Source organism: Escherichia sp. HH26CH (assembly GCF_009820205.1).
In the GTDB taxonomy this organism is placed as follows: Bacteria; Pseudomonadota; Gammaproteobacteria; order Enterobacterales; family Enterobacteriaceae; genus Escherichia; species Escherichia coli_F.
This window is the reverse complement of sequence record NZ_VNXM01000044.1, coordinates 92,877-119,292: the sequence shown is the minus strand read 5'-3', so window position 1 is coordinate 119,292 and position 26,416 is coordinate 92,877. Positions and strand designations below refer to the sequence as shown.

Here is a 26,416-nt window from a genome sequence, read left to right as displayed (position 1 = left end):
TTAACCTCCCACGGTAACCTGAAATCCGGCCCGTTCTGCCATTTCGCGCATCGTTGTCACATCGGCTGACGACGGCGCAGGCACCTCTTTCATCGACCATGTTTTCCCCAGCAGGCGGTATTTCGGTTCGCCGTACTGGTGAAACGGTAACAGATGGATCTGCCTGATATTCAGCGGGATCAGTACGTCCAGCGCCTGCTGCATATTCTCCCGACTGAGCGTGAAACCTGGGATCAGTGGCAAGCGCGGTATCACATTAACACCTTCGCTCACCAGCAAACGCAGGTTCTCCAGCACGCGCGGCAGGTTCATCTTCACCACATCCCGCGCCTGAGTTGCATCCATTATTTTTAAATCGAACAACACTTCATCGCACAATTTCGCCAGCGGTAACAGCTTGCTGGCTGGAGCGTCTCCGGCAGTTTCGATGGCGCATGACACGCCCCACAGACGAAGTCGCTGTAAAAAACGGGTAGCAAACTCCGCCTGCATTAACACTTCGCCGCCAGAAAGCGTGACGCCACCGCCGGACGCGCGAAAGAAAATGTCATCTTTCATCACTTCCCGCTCCAGCGCGTCAAGGCTGATATCGCGACCAATCCGTTCAAATGCGCCGGAGGGGCATTCATCCGCATCACGCAAACATTTTGCGCAGTGCAGGCATTTCGCCTCTCTGCGCACCGTCTGGATTTTGCCGGAGATCGACTCCGGATTAGCACACCACGGGCAAAGATGCGGACAGCCTTTAAAAAAGACCACCGTACGAATGCCCTCGCCGTCATTCAGTGAATAACGCTGAATGTTGAAAATGCGCGCCACATCATCGCGGCGCGTTTCCACAACGTTACAGCTGATGCGCTGTCCGGCGGATGATGTCATCCTGGATCTCCTTCGACAGTTCGACAAAGAAGGCGCTGTATCCGGCTACGCGCACCACCAGCCCGGCATAGTCCTGTGGGCGCTGTTGGGCTTCCCGCAACGTGTCAGCGTTCACCACGTTAAACTGAATATGCTGTAACTTAAGCTGGGTAAATGCCCGTAAGAAGTCGGCCAGTTTGCGTAATCCCGCTTCACCTTCCAGGGTCGCCGGAGTGAATTTCACGTTCAGCAATGTACCGTTAGAAAGCAGCGTGTTATCGAGCTTGCTGACTGATTTCAGTACCGCCGTTGGTCCTTGTGCGTCCTGGCCCAGCATGGGAGACAAGCCACCGTCTGCCAGTTGTTCCCCGGCAAAACGACCGTCTGGCGTCGCACCAACCACCGCTCCCAACGGGACATGAGCAGAAACGGTATACGATCCTGGCGTGAAGTAGCCGCCGCGCGGGTTCTGGTATTTTTCCACTTCTTTGCAGTAATGACGCAGGAGTTCGGCGCTAATGTTATCCACCTCGTCGATATCGTTACCGTATTTCTCAAAGCGGTTAATTAAGCGAGCGCGGACTTTTTCGCCTTCTGGCGTTGCGAAGTTGGCTTTTAATACCGACAGCAATTCGTCAAAACTTAAACGCTGTTGCTCAAAAACCATCCCTTTCAACGCATGGAGAGAATCGCTCAGGTTGGCGATACCGATCCCCTGTACGCCGGAGAAGTTATAACGCGCGCCGCCATCGGTAATATCGCGGCCTTTTTCCAGACAATCGCTGATAAACGACGAGAGCAGCGGTACAGGAGCCCAGTCACGGTGACCGATATCACAAATATTGCTGCCTTCAACCATCAGGGTGATGTAGTGGCTGATCTTGGCGCGGATCTGTTCCAGCAAACCTTCATAACTCAGCGTGGCATTACCTTCATTTTCATGCAGGCAGATTTCCATCACTTTCAGCAGGTTAAACATCGCGATGTCATGCAGACCATAGGTTCTGCCAGGAATAGATAACTCCACGCAACCCACTACGGAATAATCGCGCGCATCTTCCAGCGAAACGCCACGATTGAGGAACGCTGGCACCACCACTTCATCGTTGAAGATTTGCGGAATACCCGTGCCGAGGCGAATGGTTTCTGCGGTTTTCATCAGGAACGGCGTGTCGATCAAGGCGTTAGTGCGCACACCGAGGTTCGGTTGTGGTAATTGCACGCTTTGATAGGCATCGAGGCAAAGGAACGAAAGCACGTTCACCGCGCTACGTCCGTTTTCGGTTAACCCACCGAGCAGGGCGGTATAGCCGGTCGGGAAACCTGCGAAATAGCGCGCGCTGCTGGTGGAGCGTAACAGCACGATGTCATTGCATTTCACCCATAAAGATTCGAGCAGTTCTTTCAGGAACGCCGGATCTTCGCCCTGGGTTAATGATGCCTGATAGAACGGCAACATATACTGGTCGAAGCGCCCTAAAGACAGCGAGCTGGCGTTGGATTCGTATTGCAGAATGATGTTCATGTACCAGAACAACTGACACGCCTGCCAGAATGTCTGCGGCTTATGTTCGGCGTTATGGCGGGAGATCTCCGCGATAGTCAGCAGTTCTTCGCGACGCTGGGCATCAGTGCAGTTTGCCGCCATCGTTTCCGCCAGTTCGGCGTAACGCAAAATGTGTTTCTGCGAGGCTTCGAGCAATAACAGCGCAGCCTGATAAAAGTGATTCTCCGGCTGTTGCTGGCAATGTTGCTGCATCTGCGCCACCAGCTCACCCAGCCCGTGATTCAGCAGGCGCGGGTAATCAATAATGATGTGCCCCTGACCTTTATCTGTCTGGTTGATACTGAAAATCTGCGTGCTGGTCGCGGCTTTTACTTCATCCGTCATCTGCCCGTTAATAAAATCTTTCATCGAGCGTTTTTCCCAGTATGGGAACAGCTCTTCGCGGTAGATACGTTTATCTTCTTCACTAATGGCGAAGCGGTCCTGCGGTCGCGTCGGAAATTGATCCAGCTCTTTCAGCAGCCAGTAAGGGTCCATTTCCGGCGACATAATCCCGGCGCGCGGTTTTACGGTACGGTTACCAGCAATCAGTTCTTCATCACGAATCGAAATTTCAACATGTTCAAGGATATACGCTGTTGCTTTCGCCCGGCGCAATATCACTGGCTCGCCTTCGGTTTGCCGATGGCTGGCGGTATAAAGCAGCGCCCGCTCCAGCGAGATTTCACGGGTATTAGCAAACAGTGCAGTTTTAAGGCGAGAGATACGATTCGTCATGAGGAACTCCTGTGGGGAAGCGAACCCGCCCTTGCGAGCGGGATAAGGACTTAAGCGGTTTGTGCCAGGTGAGCTTCAATTTTGCTCATAATGGCGTCAGCGCGTTTTACCGCGTCGCTGATGTTGACGCGCACAATGGTCTTGCCAGCAAAACGCTCTTCAAACTTGATGCCGATATCTTTGGTCAGAATCACCATATCGGCGCTCGCCACGTCTTCCGCAGTCAGTTCATTTTCCAGACCAATCGAGCCCTGAGTTTCTACTTTCACTTCCCAACCTTTCGCTTTCGCAGCGCTTTCAAGCGCCTCTGCCGCCATATAAGTATGGGCAACACCAGATGGACATGCGGTTACTGCAATAATTTTCGTCATGGCTCGTTCCTCAATTAATTAATTTCAAAATCCAGATCCAGGTCGTCTTCCTTCTCATCAGTCGAAGGCCCATTTTTACGCGCCAGACTTTTCAGCACGTTCACACAAACTGCTGTCACTACTGCCCCGACAGCCACTGCTGCGATATAACCCAGCTTGCCTTCAACCACAGGCAGCACAATCAGACCACCCCAGCCTGCATAGCACTGCGCACCGACCAGCGCCGCAGTCACTGCACCACAAACTGAACCGACCATGATGGAAGGAATGACACGCAGCGGATCGGCAGCGGCGAAAGGAATCGCCCCTTCAGTAACACCAACGCACCCCATCACCAGCGCCGCTTTGCCGGTTTCGCGCTCTTCTGCAGAGAAGTTTTTACGACCAATCAGCGCCGCCAGCCCCATGCCCAACGGTGGAACACAAATCCCAACAGCGGCAATAGCCACCACGGTATAAACACCCTGAGCAACGCAAATCAGCATGAAGGCATAGGCCACTTTGTTAACCGGACCGCCCATATCGAACGCCAGCATCAGCCCCATGATCACCGCCAGCATAACAATGCTGCCCTGCTGCATCCCCTGTAGCCACTGAGTCAGGCTGTTGGTCAACGCACCCACCGGCTCGCCCAGTCCCCACATCATGACACCAGCGGTAATCAGTGTGCCGACGATCGGAATGATGAAGATTGGCATCACCGAGCGCAGAACTTTATGCACCGGAATTTTCTTCAGGTAATGCACCACGATGCCGCCGATAATCCCGGCGATCAGTGCACCAAAGAAGCCCGCACCAAAGCTGTTACCAACCCAGGCACCGATAGCGCACGGGGCCAGCGCAGAGCGTTCTGCAATGGAATAACCGATGTAAGCGGCGAGGAAAGGCACCATCAGCGTCAAACCTGCAACGCCGATATCAAACAGTTTTTTCAGATTCGGATCGGCTACGGCGTCCGGCACTGCGCCTTTGCCATACAACATGACGGAAACCGCCAGCAAAATACCGCCCGATACCACGAAGGGAATCATGTGTGAAACGCCCGTCATTAAATGCTGACGGGTATTTTTCAGGATCTGCACCAACTCATTCATAAGCTGCTCCCGGGCTTGTGAAAGCCCATGTCCATATTTTTGATGGAGGAAACAATAGGCAATCGCAGGCGGAGCAAACAGTGGATAAAAAGGCCATTTACTGGACTTTTGTAATATCAGTACAAAAATGCGATCCGCCTCATAACTTGCGATAACCCGGAAGCATGCCGCAGAACGGCGTCTTGTGAGACGCGTCGCAAATTGACGGTTACATTACATTTGTCCAGCTTTTGGCAGATTTGTCACATGGCAGGCCGTTGCCGTGCGCTCTTATCCTGTAAACAGAAAACCGTACCGGGAGAGAGGCAATGGCCCTGATTGTGGAATTTATTTGTGAGCTACCTAACGGCGTACATGCGCGTCCGGCAAGCCACGTTGAAACGCTGTGTAATACTTTTTCATCACAAATTGAGTGGCATAACCTGCGCACTGACCGCAAGGGCAACGCCAAAAGCGCCCTTGCGCTGATTGGCACCGATACGCTGGTGGGCGATAACTGCCAGTTACTGATTTCCGGGGCCGACGAACAGGAAGCGCACCAGCGTTTAAGCCAATGGCTGCGCGATGAATTCCCCCACTGCGACGCACCGCTGGCGGAAGTAAAATCTGACGAACTGGAGCCGCTGCCAGTTTCACTGACCAATCTGAATCCACGCATTATTCGCGCCCGTACCGTATGCAGTGGTAGCGCAGGCGGCATTCTGATGCCGATCTCTTCTTTAGATCTCAATGCGCTGGGTAATCTTCCCGCAACCAACGGCGTTGACGCCGAGCAATCCGCGCTGGAAAACGGCCTGACGCTGGTACTGAAAAACATTGAGTTTCGTCTGCTGGATAGCGACGGTGCTACCAGCGCGATTCTGGAAGCGCACCGATCCCTGGCTGGCGATACTTCCCTGCGCGAACATTTACTGGCAGGCGTCAGCGCCGGATTAAGCTGCGCCGAAGCGATTGTCGCCAGTGCGAATCACTTTTGCGAAGAGTTTTCCCGTTCCAGCAGCAGCTACCTGCAAGAACGCGCGCTGGATGTGCGCGATGTCTGCTTCCAGTTACTCCAGCAAATCTACGGCGAAAAACGCTTTCCGGCACCGGGCAAGCTGACGCAGCCCGCCATTTGTATGGCTGATGAACTGACCCCCAGCCAGTTCCTCGAACTGGATAAAAATCACCTCAAAGGTTTGTTACTGAAAAGTGGCGGCACTACGTCACATACGGTAATTCTTGCTCGTTCGTTCAACATTCCGACGCTGGTTGGTGTGGATATCGATGCCCTTACCCCGTGGCAGCAACAAACGATTTATATCGACGGTAACGCCGGGGCAACTGTGGTTGAGCCAGGGGAAGCCGTGGCCCGTTATTATCAGCAAGAAGCCCGCGTACAGGACGCCCTGCGTGAGCAACAGCGTGTCTGGCTGACCCAGCAAGCGCGTACCGCTGACGGTATCCGCATTGAAATTGCCGCTAACATCGCCCACTCGGTCGAAGCGCAGGCTGCGTTCGGCAATGGCGCGGAAGGCGTTGGCCTGTTCCGCACTGAAATGCTCTATATGGATCGCACCAGCGCACCGGGCGAAAGCGAGCTGTACAACATTTTTTGTCAGGCGCTGGAGTCCGCCAACGGACGCAGCATTATTGTCCGAACCATGGATATTGGCGGTGACAAACCCGTTGATTATCTAAACATTCCCGCAGAAGCAAACCCGTTCCTCGGTTATCGCGCCGTGCGTATTTATGAAGAGTACGCGTCGTTGTTTACCACGCAGCTACGATCGATCCTGCGCGCTTCTGCTCACGGCAGCCTGAAAATCATGATCCCGATGATCTCTTCAATGGAAGAGATCTTATGGGTGAAAGAAAAACTGGCAGAAGCTAAACAGCAGCTGCGTAACGAACACATTCCGTTTGATGAAAAGATCCAGCTCGGTATCATGCTTGAAGTGCCGTCAGTAATGTTCATCATCGATCAATGCTGTGAAGAGATTGATTTCTTTAGTATTGGTAGTAATGATCTGACGCAATATCTGCTGGCAGTGGATCGCGATAACGCTAAGGTAACTCGTCACTACAACAGCCTGAATCCGGCATTCTTGCGGGCGCTTGATTACGCCGTGCAGGCAGTGCATCGCCAGGGCAAATGGATTGGTCTGTGCGGTGAACTGGGGGCGAAAGGTTCCGTGCTGCCGTTGCTGGTCGGTTTAGGGCTGGATGAGTTGAGCATGAGTGCACCGTCAATTCCGGCGGCGAAAGCGCGGATGGCGCAACTTGATAGCCGCGAATGCCGCCAGTTACTCAACCAGGCAATGGCCTGCCGTACTTCGCTGGAAGTGGAACACCTGCTGGCACAATTCCGCATGACGCAACAGGACGCACCGCTGGTCACCGCCGAGTGCATCACGCTGGAAAGCGACTGGCGCAGCAAAGAAGAAGTGCTCAAAGGCATGACCGATAACCTGCTGCTGGCGGGCCGCTGCCGCTATCCGCGTAAACTGGAAGCCGACTTGTGGGCGCGCGAGGCCGTTTTCTCTACCGGTCTGGGCTTTAGTTTTGCCATTCCACACAGCAAATCAGAACACATTGAGCAGTCCACCATCAGCGTGGCGCGTCTGCAAGCGCCAGTGCGCTGGGGCGATGATGAAGCACAATTCATCATTATGTTAACCCTTAACAAACACGCTGCCGGCGATCAGCATATGCGCATTTTCTCGCGCCTCGCTCGCCGCATCATGCACGAAGAATTCCGTAACGCGCTGGTTAACGCCGCCTCTGCCGACGCTATCGCCAGCCTGCTGCAACATGAACTGGAACTGTAAAAGGAAACATCATGGAACTGTATCTGGACACCGCTAACGTCGCAGAAGTCGAACGTCTGGCACGCATATTCCCGATTGCCGGGGTAACAACTAACCCGAGCATTATCGCTGCCAGCAAGGAGTCCATCTGGGAAGTGCTGCCGCGTTTGCAAAAAGCGATTGGTGATGAGGGTATTCTGTTTGCTCAGACCATGAGTCGTGACGCACAGGGTATGGTGGAAGAAGCGAAGCGCCTGCGCGACGCCATTCCGGGCATTGTGGTGAAAATCCCGGTAACTTCCGAAGGTCTTGCCGCCATTAAAATGCTGAAAAAAGAGGGTATTACTACACTTGGCACCGCTGTATATAGCGCCGCACAAGGGTTATTAGCCGCGCTGGCAGGGGCAAAATATGTTGCTCCGTATGTTAACCGCGTCGACGCCCAGGGCGGTGACGGCATTCGTACGGTTCAGGAGCTGCAAGCGCTGTTGGAAATGCACGCGCCAGAAAGCATGGTGCTGGCTGCCAGCTTTAAAACACCGCGTCAGGCGCTGGATTGTTTGCTGGCAGGATGTGAGTCCATCACCCTACCCTTAGATGTAGCGCAACAAATGCTCAACACTCCTGCGGTAGAGTCAGCTATAGAGAAGTTTGAGCACGACTGGAATGCCGCATTTGGCACTACTCATCTCTAAAGGAGCAATTATGGACCGCATTATTCAATCACCGGGTAAATACATCCAGGGCGCAGATGTCATTAATCGTCTGGGCGAGTACCTGAAGCCGCTGGCAGAACGCTGGTTAGTGGTGGGTGACAAATTTGTTTTAGGTTTTGCTCAATCCACTGTCGAGAAAAGCTTTAAAGATGCTGGACTGGTAGTAGAAATTGCGCCGTTTGGCGGTGAATGTTCGCAAAATGAAATTGATCGTTTACGCAGTATCGCAGAAACAGCCCAGTGTGGGGCAATTCTCGGTATTGGTGGCGGAAAAACTCTTGATACCGCCAAAGCACTGGCACATTTCATGGGTGTTCCGGTAGCGATCGCACCGACTATCGCATCTACCGACGCACCGTGCAGCGCATTGTCTGTTATCTACACCGATGAGGGTGAGTTTGACCGCTATTTGCTGTTGCCAAATAACCCAAATATGGTCATTGTCGACACCAAAATCGTCGCGGGCGCACCTGCACGTCTGTTAGCGGCGGGTATCGGCGATGCGCTGGCGACCTGGTTTGAAGCGCGTGCTTGCTCTCGTAGCGGCGCGACCACCATGGCGGGCGGCAAGTGCACCCAGGCGGCGCTGGCACTGGCTGAACTGTGCTACAACACGCTGCTGGAAGAAGGCGAAAAAGCGATGCTAGCCGCCGAACAGCATGTAGTAACCCCTGCGCTGGAACGCGTGATTGAAGCGAACACCTATTTGAGCGGCGTTGGCTTTGAAAGCGGTGGGCTGGCGGCGGCGCACGCGGTGCATAACGGCCTGACTGCAATCCCTGATGCCCATCACTATTATCATGGTGAAAAAGTGGCATTCGGTACGCTGACGCAGCTGGTTCTGGAAAATGCGCCGGTGGAAGAAATCGAAACCGTAGCTGCACTTAGCCATGCGGTAGGTTTGCCAATAACCCTCGCTCAACTGGATATTAAAGAAGATGTCCCGGCGAAAATGCGGATTGTGGCAGAAGCGGCATGTGCAGAAGGTGAAACCATCCACAACATGCCTGGCGGCGCGACGCCAGATCAGGTTTACGCCGCACTGCTGGTAGCCGACCAGTACGGTCAGCGTTTCCTGCAAGAGTGGGAATAATCTATGCCAAACTCCCGGCTTGTCCGGGAGTTTGAACGCAAAATTGCCTGATGCGCTACGCTTATCTGGCCTACGAAATATCTGCAATACATTGAATTTACGTGCTTTTTATGTCTGACAAGGCGTTCACGCCGCATCCGGCACTCTGTGCCATTAATCTGATACTCCCACGTTGTTCGGGAGTTTTTATCCGCTTCTGGACATTTTCTCCACAGAACAATCGTTAGCCCGGAAGGTCGAATCTGTGAATATTTTTTCACGGACGAAACAGATGAAAGCTTCACTGGCGTTGTTCAGTCTTCTGACGGTATTTACCAGTTACTCCTTAAAATCTCCCGCTGTTCCACCAACCGTGGTACAAATCCAGGCCAACACCAATCTTGCCATCGCAGACGGTGCCAGACAGCAAATTGGCAGCACGCTATTTTACGATCCGGCGTATGTGCAGCTTACTTATCCTGGCGGTGATGTCCCACAAGAACGCGGTGTATGTTCCGATGTGGTGATCCGCGCCCTGCGCAGCCAGAAGGTCGATTTGCAAAAACTGGTTCACGAAGATATGGCGAAGAATTTTGCCGATTATCCGCAAAAGTGGAAGTTAAAGCGCCCGGACAGCAACATCGATCACCGTCGGGTGCCTAATCTGGAAACCTGGTTTACCCGCCACGATAAAACACGCCCCACCAGCAAAAACGCCAGTGACTACCAAGCGGGCGATATTGTCTCCTGGCGATTAGATAATGGGCTGGCGCATATCGGAGTGGTGTCAGATGGCTTTGCCCGCGACGGTACGCCGCTGGTGATACATAACATTGGCGCAGGCGCGCAGGAAGAAGACGTGCTGTTTAGCTGGCGGATGGTGGGGCATTATCGGTATTTTGCTAAATAAGCGCTCGCCCCACCTGTAAAAAATTCAGATCCTTTTTACGCTGACGGCTTCTTTTTTCTTACGGCTCACCAGCGCCAGTGCCAGCACAATCAGCACAATACCGCTGCCTTCAACCGCGCCGGGATTTTCACCGAGCAGCCACCAGGAAAAGAGTACGCCGCAAACGGGAACCGCCAGCGTACTTAAGCTGGCGATACTGGCGGGCAAGTTTTTCAGCACAAACAACCATAAGCTCCAGGCCAGCGCCGTCGCCAGAATCGCACTGTAGGCCAGCGCCCAGAATACGGTGGGCTGCCAGTCAATTTCACGTTGCGGCACCAGTAAAGCGACCGCACTCATCACCAGCGCCGCATACAACATCTGCCAGGATGTTAACGACAATAAATCTACGCGCGGATGACGGGCGTAAAGGCGTTTAGCGACAATGGCACTCGCCCCCCAACTGACACCAGAGAGGATCGCCAGCATGGCGCTTTTCATCGAAGAGAAATCGAGTTGCCACGGCTGCAACACCAAAAATAAGCCGAAAGCGGCAATCAGAATCGCCAAATATTGCCCGCGTCGCAGGCGTTCACCGAGAAACAACGCGGCGAAAATCACCACCCAGAATGGCATGGTATAGCTCAGGATCGCCACCTTCCCCGCTCCGCCGCTCACCAGCGCCCACTGCGCCAGGCCAACCATCCCGCAGGTTTGTAACAGGGCAATGGCTAAGGTGTATTTAAAGGGCGTCGGGCGCATTCCGCGACCACGTAATAAAAGGACGATGAATAAAACGAGAGCGCCAAAAATGCAGCGTAATGCGGTAAAGTCGAAGGCACCGATGTAGCTGGTGACTTGCTTCATGAAAATCCAGCTATAACTCCAGATAAGTGTGAGCACAACCAGGCCACTGATTGCCAGTGGGTTGCTCTTTCCTGCGGCAGACATGAGAGATCCAGTGTGTAGTTTTCCTGTGGACACTATACGCCGGTAAAGAAACTTCAGCGACTGCCTGAAAGACAGTCGCTGAAGAAGGTCAGATTACAGCAGGTCGAAACGGTCGAGGTTCATCACTTTCACCCATGCCGCCACGAAGTCTTTAACAAATTTCTCGTGGGCATCGCTGCTGGCGTAAACTTCCGCCACCGCACGCAGGACTGAGTTAGAACCAAAGACCAGATCCGCACGACTGGCCGTGTATTTCACTTCGCCGGTTTCACGGTCACGGCCTTCGAACAGCTCTTTCGATTCGTCAGTCGCTTTCCACTCGTAACGCATGTCCAGCAAGTTCACGAAGAAGTCATTGCTCAATACACCAACGCGGTCAGTGAAGACGCCGTTTTTGCTGCCATCGAAGTTGGCACCCAGTACACGCATCCCGCCCACCAGCGCGGTCATTTCCGGCGCGGTCAGCGTCAGTTGCTGTGCTTTATCAATCAGCAGTGACTCAGTGGTGGAAACATCCAGACGAGCGCGGTAGTTACGGAAACCGTCAGCAATCGGCTCCAACAGCTCAAACATTTCAATGTCAGTTTGATCCTGACGCGCATCAACGCGACCCGGCGCAAACGGGACATGAATGCTCAAACCTGCGGCGCTTGCGGCTTTCTCTACGCCAACCACACCAGCCAGCACAATGATATCCGCCAGCGAAGCTTTGCCAGACTCTTTCTGAATTTTCTCCAGAACTGGCAGAGCACGAACGGCTGCGGCGTTCACATCCCAGTCGCGCTGCGGCATTAATGCCAGACGCGCACCGTTGGCACCACCACGTTTGTCGCCACCACGGAAGGTTGAAGCAGACGCCCAGGCCACCGACACCAGCTCACTAACAGACAGACCAGAATCCGCAATCGCGAATTTCAGATCGATAATATCCTGCTCGGTCGGGTTGTAGATCGGCTGCGGCAGCGGATCTTGCCAGATCAGATCTTCTTTCGGTACTTCCGGTCCGATGTAACGAGATTTCGGCCCCATATCCCTGTGCGTCAGTTTGAACCAGGCACGGGCAAAGGCTTCGTTGAACGCCTGCGGATCATTAAGGAAGCGACGAGAGATCTTCTCGAACTCAGGATCAAAACGCAGCGTCAGGTCGGTGACCAGCATTGTCGGTTTACGTTTCTTCGACGGATCGAACGGATCCGGAATAATTTCCGGTGCGTCTACCGCTTCGAACTGGATTGCGCCAGCCGGGCTGCGGGTCTGTACCCACTCATATTTGAACAGGTTCTCGAAGAAATAGTTGCTCCACTGGGTCGGTGTCTGGGTCCAGACCACTTCCAGACCAGAGGTGATGGCATCTGCGCCAACGCCGCTGCCGTAAGTGCTCGCCCAGCCTAAACCTTGTTCTTCAATCGGTGCAGCTTCTGGATCAGGACCTACGTTAGAAGTCGGACCGGCACCGTGGGTTTTACCCAACGTATGACCACCCGCAATCAGCGCCACGGTTTCTTCGTCGTTCATGCCCATGTTGCCGAAGGTCGCGCGGATAGCTGCTGCCGCAGAAAGCGGTTCGCCGCTGTGATCCGGGCCTTCCGGGTTAACGTAAATCAGGCCCATCTCGGTTGCGCCCAGCGGTGCTTTCGCCAGTGCTTCCGGATGACGGTGAGTCAGCCAGGCTTTTTCATCACCCCAGTTAACGTCCAGATCCGGTTCCCATACGTCTTCACGACCAGCACCAAAACCGAAGGTACGGAAGCCCGAGTTTTCCAGCGCCACGTTACCCGCGAGGATAAACAGGTCGGCCCAAGAGATTTTCTGACCATATTTCTGTTTGATTGGCCACAACAGACGACGCGCTTTATCGAGGCTGACGTTATCCGGCCATGAATTCAGCGGTGCAAAACGTTGCTGACCACGACCCGCGCCGCCGCGTCCGTCGATGGAACGGTAAGTACCCGCACCGTGCCAGGCCATACGAATAAACAGACCGGCGTAGCTGCCCCAGTCGGCTGGCCACCACGGCTGAGATTCTGTCAGCAGGGCTTTCAGATCTTTTTTCAGGCCGTAGTAATCTAATTTGCTGAATTCTTTGCGGTAGTCAAAGTCCTCACCCAGCGGGTTAGAACGATTAGAATGTTGGTTTAACAGGTCAACACGGAGTTGATTTGGCCACCAGTCACGCGTGGTTGTGCCCCCACCTGCGCTCTGGTCGTGACCCCCCTGATGAAACGGGCATTTGCCAGTGGCTGTCGTGTTATGGATATCGTCTGACGTGCTCATCAATGTGCTCCCCTCTACAGTGTTACCGTTACGATACACAGCGTTAGAGAGAAGTTATAATTGAATTAATCCACGGATGCGATAGTTGAGATCTTACATATTGTTGGTTAAAGAGATGTAGATCAAATTGATCGTAATTAAGACTTTTTGATTATGTCCGATTTCGGACAAATGCTTTATAAAAAAGGTTTTAGCTTCGTAATCTTCAAGAAATGAGGGAGAAAACAAGGCTGACTACCTTATTTTCTCACTCGCATTTCGAGGCAGCATTTTGTGCTCTGTTTAAAATTTGTGATCACAGTGTGATTTTCACAAAAGGCACACTATTTATAAACCAGGTCGAACACCCAGCGTATGGCAAATCGCATAACTCATTTCAGCGCGGTTAAGCGTATAGAAGTGGAAATCTTTCACTCCTTCACGGCTTAAAATCTTCACCATATCCATGGCAATATTCGCGCCCACCAGCTTGCGGGTTTCAGCGTCGTCGTCCAGCCCGTCAAACATTTGCGCCATCCACGCCGGAATACGCACGTTGGTCATGTCAGCGAATTTCTTCGCCTGTTTAAAGTTAGATACCGGCAAAATTCCCGGAATAATTTCCACATCAATGCCCGCCGATACGCAGCGGTCACGAAAACGCAGGTAGCTTTCGACATCAAAGAAGAACTGAGTAATCGCGCGGTTGGCTCCGGCATCCACTTTTCGTTTCAGATTAAGCAAATCTGCCTGGGCGCTTTTCGCTTCCGGATGCACTTCCGGATACGCCGCCACGGAGATATCGAAATCTGCCACTTCTTTTAACAGCGTCACCAGGTCAGAAGCATACATTTCCGGCTTACCGCTTCCCGGCGGCAGGTCGCCACGCAGCGCCACGATATGACGAATACCGTTATTCCAGTAGTCGCGTGCAATGGTGCGCAGCTCGTCGGGCGTCGCATCAATGCAAGTAAGATGCGGCGCCGCTTCCAGACCAGTGCGATCTTTAATGCCTTTAATAATGCTGTGCGTACGGTCGCGCTCGCCGGAGTTCGCGCCATAGGTCACCGATACAAACTTCGGTTTCAGACTGCTAAGGCGATCGATGGAGTTCCACAGGGTCTGCTCCATTTCACTGGTACGCGGCGGGAAAAACTCGAACGAAACGTTAATCTGCCCCTGGACTTCTGCCAGACTCTGATTCAGGGCATCCCGCTGGCTGGCGTGAAAAAAGCTCATACCTTACCTCATCAATCGCTTGTAGTTATATGTTGTGTTGTGCACATCTATCCGTTTAGACGTCCAGATGTAAAGATGAAGGAAAAGCTGAAGGGCGTCAACCGAAAAATGACCAATGATGGTGAGGAAAAATCAGGGAAGATGAAAAAAACTCATCTTAATTAGAGGTAATAAAGAGATTTCTTTATAGCGCAATCAACCTCACTCGTTTTGACTGATATACAGGCAACACAACGGCACCTGTTCTCATTCGAAAAACAACGCCCTGCCACCGGATGGTGATGCTAAAGCATCTGATTCGGCCTGCGCTCTCGTGTAGGCCGAATACAGAATCTGCGAAATCAACTGGTAACAAACAGTAGAGTCAACTCAGTGCGTACTTTTATTTAATATCTTTCACGCGCATACCGTTGATCTGTTCATCCGTGATGGTATTACCCGCTTTAAAGTAATCAACCACCGCGTGATAAACGTAATAACCGCCCGTCGTATTGCGCGCTTTACCCTCGGTAAACGCGGTAAAACCATCTCCACCATCAGCAAGGAAACTCTGAGTAGCAATGTGGTAAACCGTCGCATCTTCAATCGGTTTGCCATTCAGCGTCAGCGAGATAACCCGCTGACCAACCGGCTTGCTGCTGTCGTACTTCATTTCCAGGCCTTTCGATACCTGTAAAACGCCATTACTTAAACTTGCGCCGTGTTCCATCAAACTGCGTAATTGTTTACCCGTGAGTTCCATCGTCACCAGTTCGTTGGGGAACGGGAAGGTACTGATGACGCCACCCATCGTAATTGCACCCGCCGGGATCTCATTGCGAATCCCACCAGAGTTGGTTAACGCCAACTGGGTATTTTTACCCGCCGCTGCCAGCAAAGCGTCTGCCGCCAGGTTCCCGAGAGAAGCTGATTCACCATAGGCACGTTTTAGTTCAACCGGCGATTGCGCCACCGTTTGCTGCACGACTTCATCCAGCTTTTTATTCCAACTATCAATCACCTGTTTTGTTTGCGGATCGGGCTTCCACTCGTCGGCGTAAAGGGTTTTAAGCTCGAAGTTTTTCACCGTAAAAGTGTGCGGCTTCTCTTTGTAGTCGAGAACCAGTTTACCCACATCAATCCCGCCGCTGTCAGTGGAGAGGATTAACGTATTGCCGACTTTAATCGGTTCCGGCGTACCCACATGTGCATGCCCGGTGATCAAAATATCCAGCCCTTTCACCTGACTTGCCGTCTGAATATCTTTATCCAGTGCGCGGCGCACATCTGTGCCCCCCATACTGGACTGGCGGGCCGGAACACCTTCGTGAATCAGCGCAACGGTCAAATCAACCTTGCCTTTGAGTTCATCGATATAACGTTGTAGCCATTTAATTTCATCACGCGCCTCAATACCCACTCGCGTTGCCGCAGATACCGTATCATTAAAGGCAAATACACCGTGCAAACCAATCACGCCAATTTTCACGCCGTCTTTTTCAATGATGGTATAGGGCTTATCCCAGAATGATTTACTGCTGTTCTGATAAAAAACATTACCCTGCACAATCGGGAATTTTGCCTGACTCAACTGTAATAACGTATTGTCCCAGCCGTGATCAAATTCATGATTACCTATAGTGACCGCATCGAATGGCATGGTATTCATAATATCGATAATCGCCTTGCCTTTAGTCAGGCTGCTGATATACGGCCCGGTAAAATAGTCACCCGCATCAAAAAACCAGGTCGCTTTGTTTTTAGCTTTTTCTTGTTTAACAAGCGTAGTAATATTTGCCCAGCCGCCAATATCCCGTTTACCGTCAGCAATCCACGGCACTTTATAAGGCTCTACATGTGCATGGAGGTCGTTGGTATAAATAATGGTGACATCTTTGGCGCAGGCCCAAAACGGCAGTGTTAATGCGATACCCGCAGCAAGCATTTTAATTTTCATAAACAATCCCTTCCAGTGAGATAAAGGATTGCTACATTACGTTCTGAAAGAGTTATTTATGTGAGAGAAATCACATCCACAGGGGAGCGTCGCCGGACAAAATCAACGACCTTGTGAAATCGTTGGTGATATATGTCGACTCTGTTTACGATTAATGCCTGCAAGTCGTTTGGTTGCCGTAATTTAGGGCAGCCAACATCTAAAGATTACAGCTGGCCCGACTATCGACTGGGTTATCCGGCATTGCACTGTCGGGCATGTGGCAGTTACCCGCCGTTGTTTGACGAGCAACAATTTCGTGACTGGCTGTCAGTTCACTTATCTACTTTTGCAACTGAGAAAGGCCATTTTTGCCCGGTATGTTATGGCACAGAGACGATTTGTTATGGTCACAATCCACAGGGATCGCAACGCATTCAATGTCGTAACTGCAAAAAAGTCTGGACACCCAAACAATATCAGAAAGAAATAACGCCTCCCGAAATAATCGAAACGGTTGCTCTTCTGGTGCCATTTCAGGGAGCCAGCGGCGGGCAAAAATTGTATGTTTTAATGAGTTTTGATGCTCTTCGCGGTAATATTCTTCATCTTTCTACTAATTACACGCTGCATCAGGCTGGAGAAAGTCTGCATTATCGATACAGAGGAAATGCAGAATCAGAGTTACACGACAATAATATTGTACAACGCGTTGATATGCGCGAAGCACAATTTCTACGCCGCAGTCAGTTTGATGAAATTCAGTATGGCAGCGCAGCGCTCAAGCGCAATGCTAAAGGCGCTATTCTGCGTCCGGTTATCTCGGCGCACGGGCATTTCAGGGTACTGAATATTCTCTTCCCTACGGTAAAAACGCATGTAATTTCACACGAGTGTTTTTTAAGAGGTGCGATTATTACGGCCTGGGCTGATCTGTTTCGCCAACAGCAAGGTGAAATCTGGTTTATTGAAGAGGAAATCGCTGACAGTACCGATAATACGCCCTGGTGCTTTCAGGGAACAACTTATCACGGCTGGTGGAAAAATCAGTGGCAACTCTGGGTACAGGGAAAAAATCGTAAAATGGTATGTGCATTAACGGGCGGAAAGAGTAGCAAAGCAGAAATGCTCTCTTTAGCAACCAGCAGACATTTTATCCACTGGCTACATAAACAAGCCGTATTTACTCACAGCACCCCGCTTTCAGCAGGGCGCGTTACGCAAATACTGCTTTCTCTGGCTCAGGATTACAACAACTGCGCCAGACGGTTAATATCCGACTGAATCGCCCCGGCGGTGACGTCGCGCCCTGCACCTGGCCCGCGGATCACCAGCGGGTTGTCGCGATACCAGCGGCTTTCGATGGCAAAGACGTTATCGCACGGTAGTAGTGATGCCAGCGGATGGTCTTCTCGCACCGCTTCCACGCCTACTCGCGCTTTGCCGTTGGCATCGAAACGCGCCACGTAGCGCAACACCAGCCCCATTTCACGGGCCGCTTCCAACCGTTGTACCATCTGCTCATTAAGTTCATCGCCATTTTCAAAGAAATGGTCGATGCTTCCACCTTCGCAATGGGTTGGCACCAGTGATTCAACACGCACCTGGTCCGGTTCAATGTTGTAACCCGCTTCACGCGCCAGAATCACCAGCTTGCGCATCACGTCTTTGCCGGAGAGGTCATCACGCGGGTCAGGTTCAGTTAAGCCCTGCTGCCACGCCTGATCCACCAGCTCGGTAAACGGCACGCTACCGTCGAATTGCAGGAACAGCCAGGAGAGTGTGCCGGAGAAGATCCCGCTGATCGACAAAATAGTGTCGCCGCTGTCGATCAGATCGCGCACGGTATGGTTGATCGGCAAACCTGCGCCGACGGTGGCGTTGTATAGCCAGTGACGCCCGGTTTTTTCGAACGCGTCGTGGATCTGGCGATATTTATTGCTGTCGCTCGCTCCCGCCAGTTTGTTGGCACTGATGACGTGGAAACCGTGGCTGGCGAAATCGAGGTATTGATCGGCCAGTTGCTGACTGGCGGTAACGTCCAGCACCACTAAATCATCATACGGATGGGCACGCATCCACAGGAATAGCGACTCTTCATCCTGCTCGACGGCTTCATCATTAAAGAAGGCTAGCGCGCGGCTGGCGTCCAGCCCGTCATAGCTCAACAGGCTACGGCGGCTGTCCACCACGCCTGCCAGCACAAATTCAAAGCCGGTGCGCGCCGAGAGCGTGCTCTGCTCACGGGCGAACAGTTCCAGCCAGCGGGAACCGATATTGCCCTTACCGAACAATACCAGGCCGATGCGTTTTTCTGCGCGGAAGACGGACTGATGCAGCCCCTGAATCAGGCTTTCGGTCGGCCCGGTGCGCAGTACTGCCACCAGGCTGATGCCGTCATCGGAGTGCCAGGTAAACTCGACCGGCTGGCCTTTCAGTTGCTGCCAGAAGCGGTGGCAATGCAGCGGGTTACGGGTGACGCCTGCACCAACCATCGCCACCAGCGCCAGCCCCTGACGCAGGCGCAGTTCGCCGGGTAATCCCGCTTCGTCGAGGATTTTCAGCGCACTGTCGGCCACTTCCGAGGTGTAGCAAAATTGCAGCAACTGGCGATCGTTATGCACGCCAACTGCCAGTGGGCGCACCTGAGCACGTTTCAGGATTTGGTCGATCTCTTTATGCGCCAGTTTAAAATCCTGACTGGCGGGCACCTGAAACTCAATCAAACAGACATCATCGTGGCTGGTGACAATACGCGCGCCAGTACCTGAGGCCAGCACGCGTTCAATGCGCGTGGAACCTTGATCCGGCGTGTAGCTACAGCGCAGCTGCAGGTCGATTTCGCTGCCAGAAACTGGCTGTAAAGTACGGGCGTGAAGAACGGGGGCCGCCAGACGCGCCAGTTCGCTGGCTTCATCCAGACGCAGCAACGGCAGCAGGCAGGCGTCTTTCACTTTACGCGGGTCGGCGCTATATACCCCGGCGACGTCGCTCCAGATGGTTACGCGGGAAACTCCCGCCAGCGCACCGATTTGTGTCGCGGAATAGTCGGAACCGTTACGCCCCAGCAGCACCGTTTCACCGGCGTTGTTACGGCTGATAAACCCGGTCACCACCAGACGTTTGCCCGGATGTTGTACCAGTAGCTGTTGCAGCAACGGGTAAGAAAGCCCTTCATCAACCTGCGGCTGCGCGGCGCGTTCAGCGCGTAAAAACTCGCGGGCATCAAGCCAGGCCGCTGGCAGCCCTTGTTGATTAAGTACCGCAGACATCAGGCGCGCCGACCACACTTCACCGTGGCCCACCACTTCCGCATACACCGCATCGTTAATACCGCTGTCGAGCAGCGCCGCCAGGCGTTCCAGATCGCTGACAAAAGCGCTAATGAGGCTATCGGCTTCTTCAGCGGGTAGCAGGCCGCTAATCAGATCGCACTGATAGCGACGCAGCGTTTGTTGAACCTGATGCGCAGAGAGACGATCGGTCTGGCTTAGTTTCAACCAGTTAATCAACTGGTTAGTGGTGCTACCGGCGGCGGAAACCACCATCATATCGTCAGGCTGAGAGTACTCCGCCATAATGCCCGCGACACGCAAATAACACTTCACATCAGCCAGACTACTGCCACCAAATTTATGCAGTTGACGACCTTTCGCCCCTGCCTGCGCAATCACACTCATTTTTACCCCTTGTTTGCAGCCCGGAAGCCATTTTCCAGGTCGGCAATTAAATCTTCGCCATCTTCAATACCGGTGGAGATACGCAGCAGCGTCTCGGAGATCCCGGCGGCAGCACGCGCTTCTGGTGCCATGCCTGCATGTGTCATGGTTGCGGCGTGAGAGATTAAACTTTCCACTCCCCCTAATGATTCCGCCAGCGTAAACAACGACAACCCGCCCAGGAAACGACGCAGCGTCTGCTCATCGCCATCCAGTTCAAAACTCAACATTGCGCCAAAGCCTTTTTGCTGGCGCGCAGCAATTTCATGCCCTTGATTTTCCGGCAGCGACGGGTGATACAGTTTTTTCACCAACGGCTGGGTTTGCAGATATTTCACAATCGCCTGCGCGTTGCGCTGGGCCAGCTCCATACGCGGCACCAGCGTTCGCAAACCGCGCAGCAACAAATAACTGTCAAACGCGCCGCCCGTCACGCCAATATTGTTTGCCCACCAGGCCAGTTCGGTGACAACGTCCGGGTCTTTAGCAATCACCACGCCAGCCACTACATCTGAGTGACCGTTCAGATATTTCGTGCATGAATGCAACACCAGATCGGCACCTAATGCCAGCGGATTTTGTAATGCCGGGCTTAAGAAGGTGTTATCCACCACGCTCACCGCCCCGACTTCCCTTGCCAGATGGCAGATTTTCGCAATATCCACGACGCGTAACAATGGATTACTTGGGCTTTCTACCAGTACCAGTTTGGGTTTTTCTGCCAGCGCTGCCCGTAATGCTTGTTCATCGCCTTGATCAACAAACAGCACGCGATAACAGCCGCGTTTCGCCAGGCTGTCGAACAGGCGATAGCTGCCGCCGTAGCAGTCGTGCGGCGCAACCAGCAAATCGCCAGGTTTCAAAAAGACGGTCGTTACCAGGTGGATGGCAGACATGCCGGTATTAGTCAGCACTGCACCAGCACCGCCTTCCAGTTCAGCCAGCGCACGCTGAACCACATCGCGCGTTGGGTTGCCGCGACGCGAGTAATCATGCGCGCGCGGTTCATTAAATCCGGTAAAGTTATAGGTGCTGGAAAGATGGATGGGAGGGACAACGCAACCATACTGTTCGTCGTCATTTAACCCGCTACGCACTGCAATGGTGGCCTGTTTACGCGTCATGTGATGAAGTTCCCTGGGCTTGGTCGGTGAAATGTCAGGCACCAGAGTAAACATTGTGTTAATGGACGTCAATACATCTGGACATCTAAACTTCTTTGCGTATAGATTGAGCAAATCCCAAATAGCCGTTAAAATTATATGCATTATCACGCCGACAGGTGCATTACACGATGTCACGGTAACGCCTGTACGGTAAACTATGCGGGTTTACGGTCAGTACCCACATAAATTGTGTGGTCTGGTCTCAATTTATTGACGAAGAGGATTAAGTATCTCATGGCTGAATGGAGCGGCGAATATATCAGCCCATACGCTGAGCACGGCAAGAAGAGTGAACAAGTCAAAAAGATTACGGTTTCCATTCCTCTTAAGGTGTTAAAAATCCTCACCGATGAACGCACGCGTCGTCAGGTGAACAACCTGCGTCACGCTACCAACAGCGAGCTGCTGTGCGAAGCGTTTCTGCATGCCTTTACCGGGCAACCTCTGCCGGATGATGCCGACCTGCGTAAAGAGCGCAGCGACGAGATCCCGGAAGCGGCAAAAGAGATCATGCGTGAGATGGGGATTAACCCGGAAACGTGGGAATACTAAAGCGGAAAAGAGCGGCGCGGAGTTAACCAGCCGCTTTTTTCATACATGGACGTTTAACTATGAAATACAGGCTACTGATCCTCAGCCTGCTGGTTTCTGTGCCTGCCCTTGCCTGGCAGCCGGAAACTGGCGACATCATCTTTCAGATCTCTCGCTCATCGCAAAGTAAAGCAATCCAACTGGCGACCCATTCTGATTACAGCCATACCGGTATGCTGGTGATGCGTAACAAAAAGCCCTACGTCTTTGAAGCAGTCGGCCCGGTGAAATACACCCCGCTCAAGCAGTGGATCGCCCATGGTGAAAAGGGCAAATACGTTGTTCGCCGCGTTGAAGGCGGACTGAGTGTTGAACAACAGCAAAAACTGGCGCAAACGGCAAAACGTTATCTCGGCAAACCGTACGATTTCAGCTTCTCGTGGAGTGATGATCGCCAGTACTGTTCGGAAGTAGTGTGGAAGGTTTACCAGAATGCGCTGGGGATGCGCGTAGGTGAACAGCAGAAGTTGAAAGAGTTCGATCTTAGTAACCCGCTGGTTCAGGCAAAACTCAAAGAACGTTACGGGAAAAATATTCCGCTTGAGGAAACGGTGGTCTCGCCACAAGCCGTTTTCGATGCGCCACAACTCACCACAGTCGCCAAAGAATGGCCGCTGTTTTCGTGGTAATACGACCAAAATTACAGGCACAAAAAAAGCGCCGTGCGGCGCTTTTTTCGGAAATCCGGTCTTATTTGCTGCCCGGGATGTTGAAACGCTTGTTGAAGCGGTCAACACGGCCACCGGTAGCAACATCACGCTGTTTGCCAGTGAAGAACGGGTGGCACTTGCTGCACACGTCGAGGTTCAGATCATGACCAACGGTGGAGCGGATTTTCATTACGTTACCGCAAGAGCAGCTAGCAGTAATTTCTTCGTATTTCGGGTGAATATCTTTTTTCATGGGAAAACCTCGGTTTAAGGCCGCGTCGCTCTTCCAGCCCTAACGCCAGACACCACGCGATGTTTAAAGTATAGTTTGACACGATCATTTCGTATCAAAGGCGCCGAATCATACAGAAATTAACCAGCGTATGCAAACTGATCCGCACTCCTCTACGGCAATGTGTATACTGTTCCACCGAATTTCAAGTCAGGATGATGCTATGCCCGTTGCTCACGTTGCCTTGCCCGTTCCGCTTCCTCGTACCTTTGACTATCTGCTGCCAGAAGGCATGACGGTTAAAGCCGGGTGTCGCGTGCGTGTGCCGTTTGGCAAACAGCAGGAGCGTATCGGGGTTGTGGTGTCAGTTAGCGACGTCAGCGAGCTGCCGCTCAACGAGCTGAAAGCGGTAGTAGAAGTGCTGGACGTTGAGCCGGTATTTACTCACTCCGTCTGGCGATTACTGCTATGGGCGGCAGATTACTATCATCATCCGATTGGCGATGTGCTGTTTCATGCCTTGCCGATTTTACTGCGCCAGGGGCGGCCTGCGGCGAACGCGCCGATGTGGTACTGGTTTGCCACTGAACAAGGTCAGGCGGTGGATCTGAACAGCCTGAAACGTTCGCCAAAGCAACAACAGGCGCTGGCAGCGTTACGGCAAGGCAAAATCTGGCGCGATCAGGTCGCGGAACTTGAATTTAATGATGCCGCATTGCAGGCGCTGCGCAAAAAAGGTCTGTGTGATTTAGCAAGTGAAACACCAGAGTTTAGCGACTGGCGCACGAACTATGCCGTTTCTGGTGAACGGTTGCGATTGAATACCGAACAGGCCACCGCCGTTGGCGCAATTCATAGTGCGGCAGATACTTTTTCTGCCTGGCTGCTGGCGGGTGTTACCGGTTCCGGTAAAACAGAAGTTTATTTGAGCGTACTGGAAAACGTGCTCGCTCAGGGCAAACAGGCGCTGGTGATGGTGCCGGAAATCGGCCTGACACCGCAAACTATTGCCCGTTTTCGTGAGCGGTTTAATGCGCCAGTGGAAGTTCTGCATTCCGGCCTGAACGACAGCGAGCGTCTTTCGGCGTGGTTGAAAGCGAAAAATGGTGAGGCGGCGATTGTGATCGGCACTCGCTCCGCACTGTTTACGCCGTTTAAAAATCTCGGTGTGATTGTCATTGATGAAGAGCACGACAGTTCCTATAAACAGCAGGAAGGCTGGCGCTACCATGCCCGCGACCTGGCGGTGTACCGTGCGCACAGCGAGCAAATCCCGATTATTCTTGGTTCCGCAACGCCCGCGCTGGAAACGTTGTGCAACGTGCAGCAGAAAAAATACCGCCTGCTGCGCCTGACCCGTCGGGCAGGCAATGCGCGCCCCGCAATTCAACATGTGCTGGATTTAAAAGGTCAGAAGGTGCAGGCGGGGCTGGCTCCGGCATTGATCACCCGAATGCGCCAACATTTACAGGCCGACAATCAGGTTATCCTCTTCCTTAACCGCCGGGGTTTTGCACCTGCCCTGCTGTGCCATGACTGCGGCTGGATAGCCGAATGCCCGCGTTGCGATCACTACTACACGCTACATCAGGCGCAACAGCATCTGCGCTGTCACCACTGTGACAGTCAGCGTCCGGTACCGCGCCAGTGCCCTTCCTGCGGCTCCACGCACCTGGTACCCGTGGGGCTGGGCACCGAACAGCTTGAGCAGACGCTCGCGCCCATGTTCCCTGGTGTGCCCATTTCTCGTATCGACCGCGATACCACCAGCCGCAAAGGCGCGCTGGAACAACAACTGGCGGAAGTGCATCGCGGCGGCGCGAGGATTTTGATCGGCACGCAAATGCTGGCGAAAGGTCACCACTTTCCGGATGTGACGCTGGTGGCGTTACTGGATGTGGACGGCGCGCTGTTTTCTGCCGATTTTCGTTCGGCGGAGCGTTTCGCCCAGCTTTACACCCAGGTCGCCGGTCGTGCAGGGCGTGCGGGTAAACAGGGCGAAGTGGTGCTGCAAACGCACCATCCGGAACATCCGCTATTGCAAACGTTGCTCTATAAAGGCTACGACGCTTTTGCCGAACAGGCGCTGGCTGAGCGGCGAATGATGCAACTGCCGCCGTGGACCAGCCATGTGATTGTGCGTGCGGAAGATCATAACAATCAGCACGCGCCATTGTTCCTGCAACAACTGCGTAATCTCATCCTCTCCAGCCCACTGGCGGACGACAAACTCTGGGTTCTCGGCCCAGTTCCGGCGCTGGCTCCGAAACGTGGCGGTCGCTGGCGCTGGCAAATTTTGTTGCAGCACCCTTCCCGCGTGCGCTTACAGCACATCATCAATGGTACGCTGGCGCTCATCAATACAATACCGGATTCCCGTAAAGTGAAATGGGTGCTGGATGTTGATCCGATTGAGGGTTAAACCGCTCACGATGCGAGGCGGATCGAAAAATTCAATATTCATCACACTTTTCATGAAAATTCTGTAACCGTTTTCACGCGCTATCTGCTAAAAATGTTGCCGATGTGAAGTAAACATGGAAGTAGTACGCCTGCCGTGCCGGGCGAGGAGTGAGTGTGAAAGCGAAGAAGCAGGAAACTGCCGCGACCATGAAAGACGTTGCCCTCAAGGCAAAAGTCTCTACAGCGACCGTCTCCCGAGCATTAATGAATCCCGATAAAGTCTCCCAGGCCACCCGTAATCGGGTTGAAAAAGCGGCCCGGGAAGTGGGTTATTTACCGCAGCCTATGGGGCGCAACGTCAAGCGTAATGAATCCCGCACCATTCTGGTGATTGTCCCGGATATCTGCGATCCCTTCTTTAGCGAAATTATTCGCGGTATCGAAGTTACGGCGGCAAATCACGGATATCTGGTGCTGATTGGCGACTGTGCGCATCAAAATCAGCAGGAAAAAACCTTTATCGATTTGATCATCACCAAGCAAATTGATGGCATGTTGCTGCTGGGTTCAAGGCTGCCGTTTGATGCCAGCATTGAGGAACAGCGTAATCTGCCGCCGATGGTGATGGCGAACGAATTTGCACCGGAACTGGAGCTACCTACAGTTCATATCGACAATCTGACCGCCGCATTTGATGCAGTAAATTATTTATATGAGCAAGGGCATAAACGGATTGGCTGTATAGCCGGTCCCGAAGAGATGCCGCTGTGTCACTACCGCCTGCAAGGCTACGTTCAGGCGCTGCGTCGCTGCGGCATTATGGTTGATCCGCAATACATCGCCCGGGGCGACTTCTCCTTTGAAGCCGGAAGCAAAGCAATGCAACAGCTGCTTGCTCTTCCGCAACCGCCTACTGCTGTCTTCTGCCATAGCGATGTAATGGCGCTCGGCGCACTTTCTCAGGCAAAACGTCAGGGGCTGAAAGTCCCGGAAGACCTTTCCATAATCGGTTTTGATAACATCGACCTGACGCAATTTTGTGATCCGCCGCTGACAACCATCGCGCAGCCGCGTTACGAAATCGGTCGGGAAGCTATGCTGTTATTGCTTGATCAAATGCAGGGGCAACACGTTGGCAGTGGCTCTCGTTTAATGGACTGCGAACTTATCATCCGGGGATCAACACGCGCGTTACCTTAAAGTAAACCTTTAAGACTGCCGTGA

At 52.9% G+C, this 26,416-nt stretch carries 20 protein-coding genes; 9 read left to right on the top strand and 11 right to left on the bottom strand.

All coding sequences use genetic code 11. From position 1 onward, the window contains the following. The 4 genes from FQ015_RS16155 to FQ015_RS16140 are packed head-to-tail and all read right to left on the bottom strand — an operon-like array spanning position 1 to position 4,607. A complete protein-coding gene (locus tag FQ015_RS16155; RefSeq protein ID WP_105277512.1) occupies positions 1-879 on the bottom strand; it encodes a [formate-C-acetyltransferase]-activating enzyme in 879 nt (292 codons plus the stop codon). Beyond that, a complete protein-coding gene (locus FQ015_RS16150) occupies positions 845-3,142 on the bottom strand; it encodes a formate C-acetyltransferase (RefSeq protein ID WP_160524264.1) in 2,298 nt (765 codons plus the stop codon). The genes FQ015_RS16155 and FQ015_RS16150 overlap by 35 nt, the downstream gene beginning before the upstream one ends. A 50-nt stretch (positions 3,143-3,192) precedes the next feature. Next, the gene (locus FQ015_RS16145) at positions 3,193-3,513 is read right to left on the bottom strand and encodes a PTS fructose-like transporter subunit IIB (protein WP_000161265.1); all 321 of its coding nucleotides are present in this window, start codon (positions 3,511-3,513) and stop codon (positions 3,193-3,195) included. Positions 3,514-3,527: 14 nt separating this feature from the next. After that, complete coding sequence (locus FQ015_RS16140; protein ID WP_160524263.1) at positions 3,528-4,607, bottom strand: PTS fructose transporter subunit EIIC; 1,080 nt, start codon at positions 4,605-4,607, stop codon at positions 3,528-3,530. Between the two features lie 308 nt (positions 4,608-4,915). Between FQ015_RS16140 and ptsP the strand changes: the two genes are divergently transcribed. From ptsP to FQ015_RS16120, 4 genes are all read left to right on the top strand, one after another. Further along, positions 4,916-7,417 carry a phosphoenolpyruvate--protein phosphotransferase gene (ptsP, locus tag FQ015_RS16135; RefSeq protein ID WP_160524262.1) on the top strand — a complete coding sequence of 834 codons (2,502 nt, stop codon included), beginning with the start codon at positions 4,916-4,918 and terminating at the stop codon, positions 7,415-7,417. Between the two features lie 11 nt (positions 7,418-7,428). Next, entirely contained in the window at positions 7,429-8,091 is a 663-nt protein-coding gene (fsa, locus tag FQ015_RS16130) for a fructose-6-phosphate aldolase (RefSeq protein WP_000424845.1), read from the top strand. 10 nt (positions 8,092-8,101) lie between these two features. Beyond that, positions 8,102-9,205, top strand: a complete 1,104-nt coding sequence (gene gldA / locus FQ015_RS16125) for a bifunctional L-1,2-propanediol dehydrogenase/glycerol dehydrogenase (protein WP_160524261.1) — start codon at positions 8,102-8,104, stop codon at positions 9,203-9,205. Between the two features lie 271 nt (positions 9,206-9,476). Then, positions 9,477-10,094 (top strand): DUF1287 domain-containing protein, encoded by a 618-nt coding sequence (locus FQ015_RS16120; RefSeq protein ID WP_032185645.1) that lies wholly within the window; start codon positions 9,477-9,479, stop codon positions 10,092-10,094. Positions 10,095-10,118: 24 nt separating this feature from the next. On the opposite strand, the gene yijE is transcribed toward FQ015_RS16120, so the two are convergent. The 4 genes from yijE to FQ015_RS16100 form a co-directional block, all read right to left on the bottom strand. Beyond that, positions 10,119-11,024 carry a cystine transporter YijE gene (gene yijE, locus FQ015_RS16115; protein WP_001271249.1) on the bottom strand — a complete coding sequence of 302 codons (906 nt, stop codon included), beginning with the start codon at positions 11,022-11,024 and terminating at the stop codon, positions 10,119-10,121. A gap of 93 nt (positions 11,025-11,117) precedes the next feature. Further along, complete coding sequence (katG, locus tag FQ015_RS16110) at positions 11,118-13,298, bottom strand: catalase/peroxidase HPI (RefSeq protein WP_001296626.1); 2,181 nt, start codon at positions 13,296-13,298, stop codon at positions 11,118-11,120. Positions 13,299-13,625: 327 nt separating this feature from the next. Beyond that, entirely contained in the window at positions 13,626-14,516 is an 891-nt protein-coding gene (gene metF / locus FQ015_RS16105) for a methylenetetrahydrofolate reductase (RefSeq protein WP_000007523.1), read from the bottom strand. Positions 14,517-14,898: 382 nt separating this feature from the next. Further along, positions 14,899-16,452 (bottom strand): bifunctional metallophosphatase/5'-nucleotidase, encoded by a 1,554-nt coding sequence (locus FQ015_RS16100; RefSeq protein WP_160524260.1) that lies wholly within the window; start codon positions 16,450-16,452, stop codon positions 14,899-14,901. Between the two features lie 132 nt (positions 16,453-16,584). Here FQ015_RS16100 and FQ015_RS16095 point away from each other — a divergent pair, with 132 nt between their 5' ends. Beyond that, positions 16,585-17,715, top strand: coding sequence for a hypothetical protein (locus tag FQ015_RS16095; protein ID WP_039021495.1), 1,131 nt, complete (start codon positions 16,585-16,587; stop codon positions 17,713-17,715). On the opposite strand, the gene metL is transcribed toward FQ015_RS16095, so the two are convergent. Both metL and metB read right to left on the bottom strand, forming a co-directional pair. Continuing rightward, complete coding sequence (gene metL, locus FQ015_RS16090; RefSeq protein ID WP_160524259.1) at positions 17,679-20,111, bottom strand: bifunctional aspartate kinase/homoserine dehydrogenase II; 2,433 nt, start codon at positions 20,109-20,111, stop codon at positions 17,679-17,681. The genes FQ015_RS16095 and metL overlap by 37 nt on opposite strands. A gap of 2 nt (positions 20,112-20,113) precedes the next feature. Next, positions 20,114-21,274 carry a cystathionine gamma-synthase gene (metB, locus tag FQ015_RS16085; RefSeq protein ID WP_001295694.1) on the bottom strand — a complete coding sequence of 387 codons (1,161 nt, stop codon included), beginning with the start codon at positions 21,272-21,274 and terminating at the stop codon, positions 20,114-20,116. A 276-nt stretch (positions 21,275-21,550) separates the two neighbouring features. On the opposite strand from metB, the gene metJ reads away from it, so the two are divergent. Both metJ and FQ015_RS16075 read left to right on the top strand, forming a co-directional pair. Further along, entirely contained in the window at positions 21,551-21,868 is a 318-nt protein-coding gene (gene metJ, locus FQ015_RS16080; protein WP_000852812.1) for a met regulon transcriptional regulator MetJ, read from the top strand. A gap of 59 nt (positions 21,869-21,927) precedes the next feature. Next, complete coding sequence (locus FQ015_RS16075) at positions 21,928-22,536, top strand: YiiX family permuted papain-like enzyme (protein ID WP_105288456.1); 609 nt, start codon at positions 21,928-21,930, stop codon at positions 22,534-22,536. 61 nt (positions 22,537-22,597) lie between these two features. On the opposite strand, the gene rpmE is transcribed toward FQ015_RS16075, so the two are convergent. Next, positions 22,598-22,810, bottom strand: a complete 213-nt coding sequence (gene rpmE / locus FQ015_RS16070) for a 50S ribosomal protein L31 (protein WP_000710769.1) — start codon at positions 22,808-22,810, stop codon at positions 22,598-22,600. A 202-nt stretch (positions 22,811-23,012) separates the two neighbouring features. On the opposite strand from rpmE, the gene priA reads away from it, so the two are divergent. Both priA and cytR read left to right on the top strand, forming a co-directional pair. Further along, the gene (priA, locus tag FQ015_RS16065; protein ID WP_160524258.1) at positions 23,013-25,211 is read left to right on the top strand and encodes a primosomal protein N'; all 2,199 of its coding nucleotides are present in this window, start codon (positions 23,013-23,015) and stop codon (positions 25,209-25,211) included. 155 nt (positions 25,212-25,366) lie between these two features. Continuing rightward, the gene (gene cytR / locus FQ015_RS16060) at positions 25,367-26,392 is read left to right on the top strand and encodes a DNA-binding transcriptional regulator CytR (RefSeq protein ID WP_000644900.1); all 1,026 of its coding nucleotides are present in this window, start codon (positions 25,367-25,369) and stop codon (positions 26,390-26,392) included. Positions 26,393-26,416 lie beyond the last annotated feature (24 nt).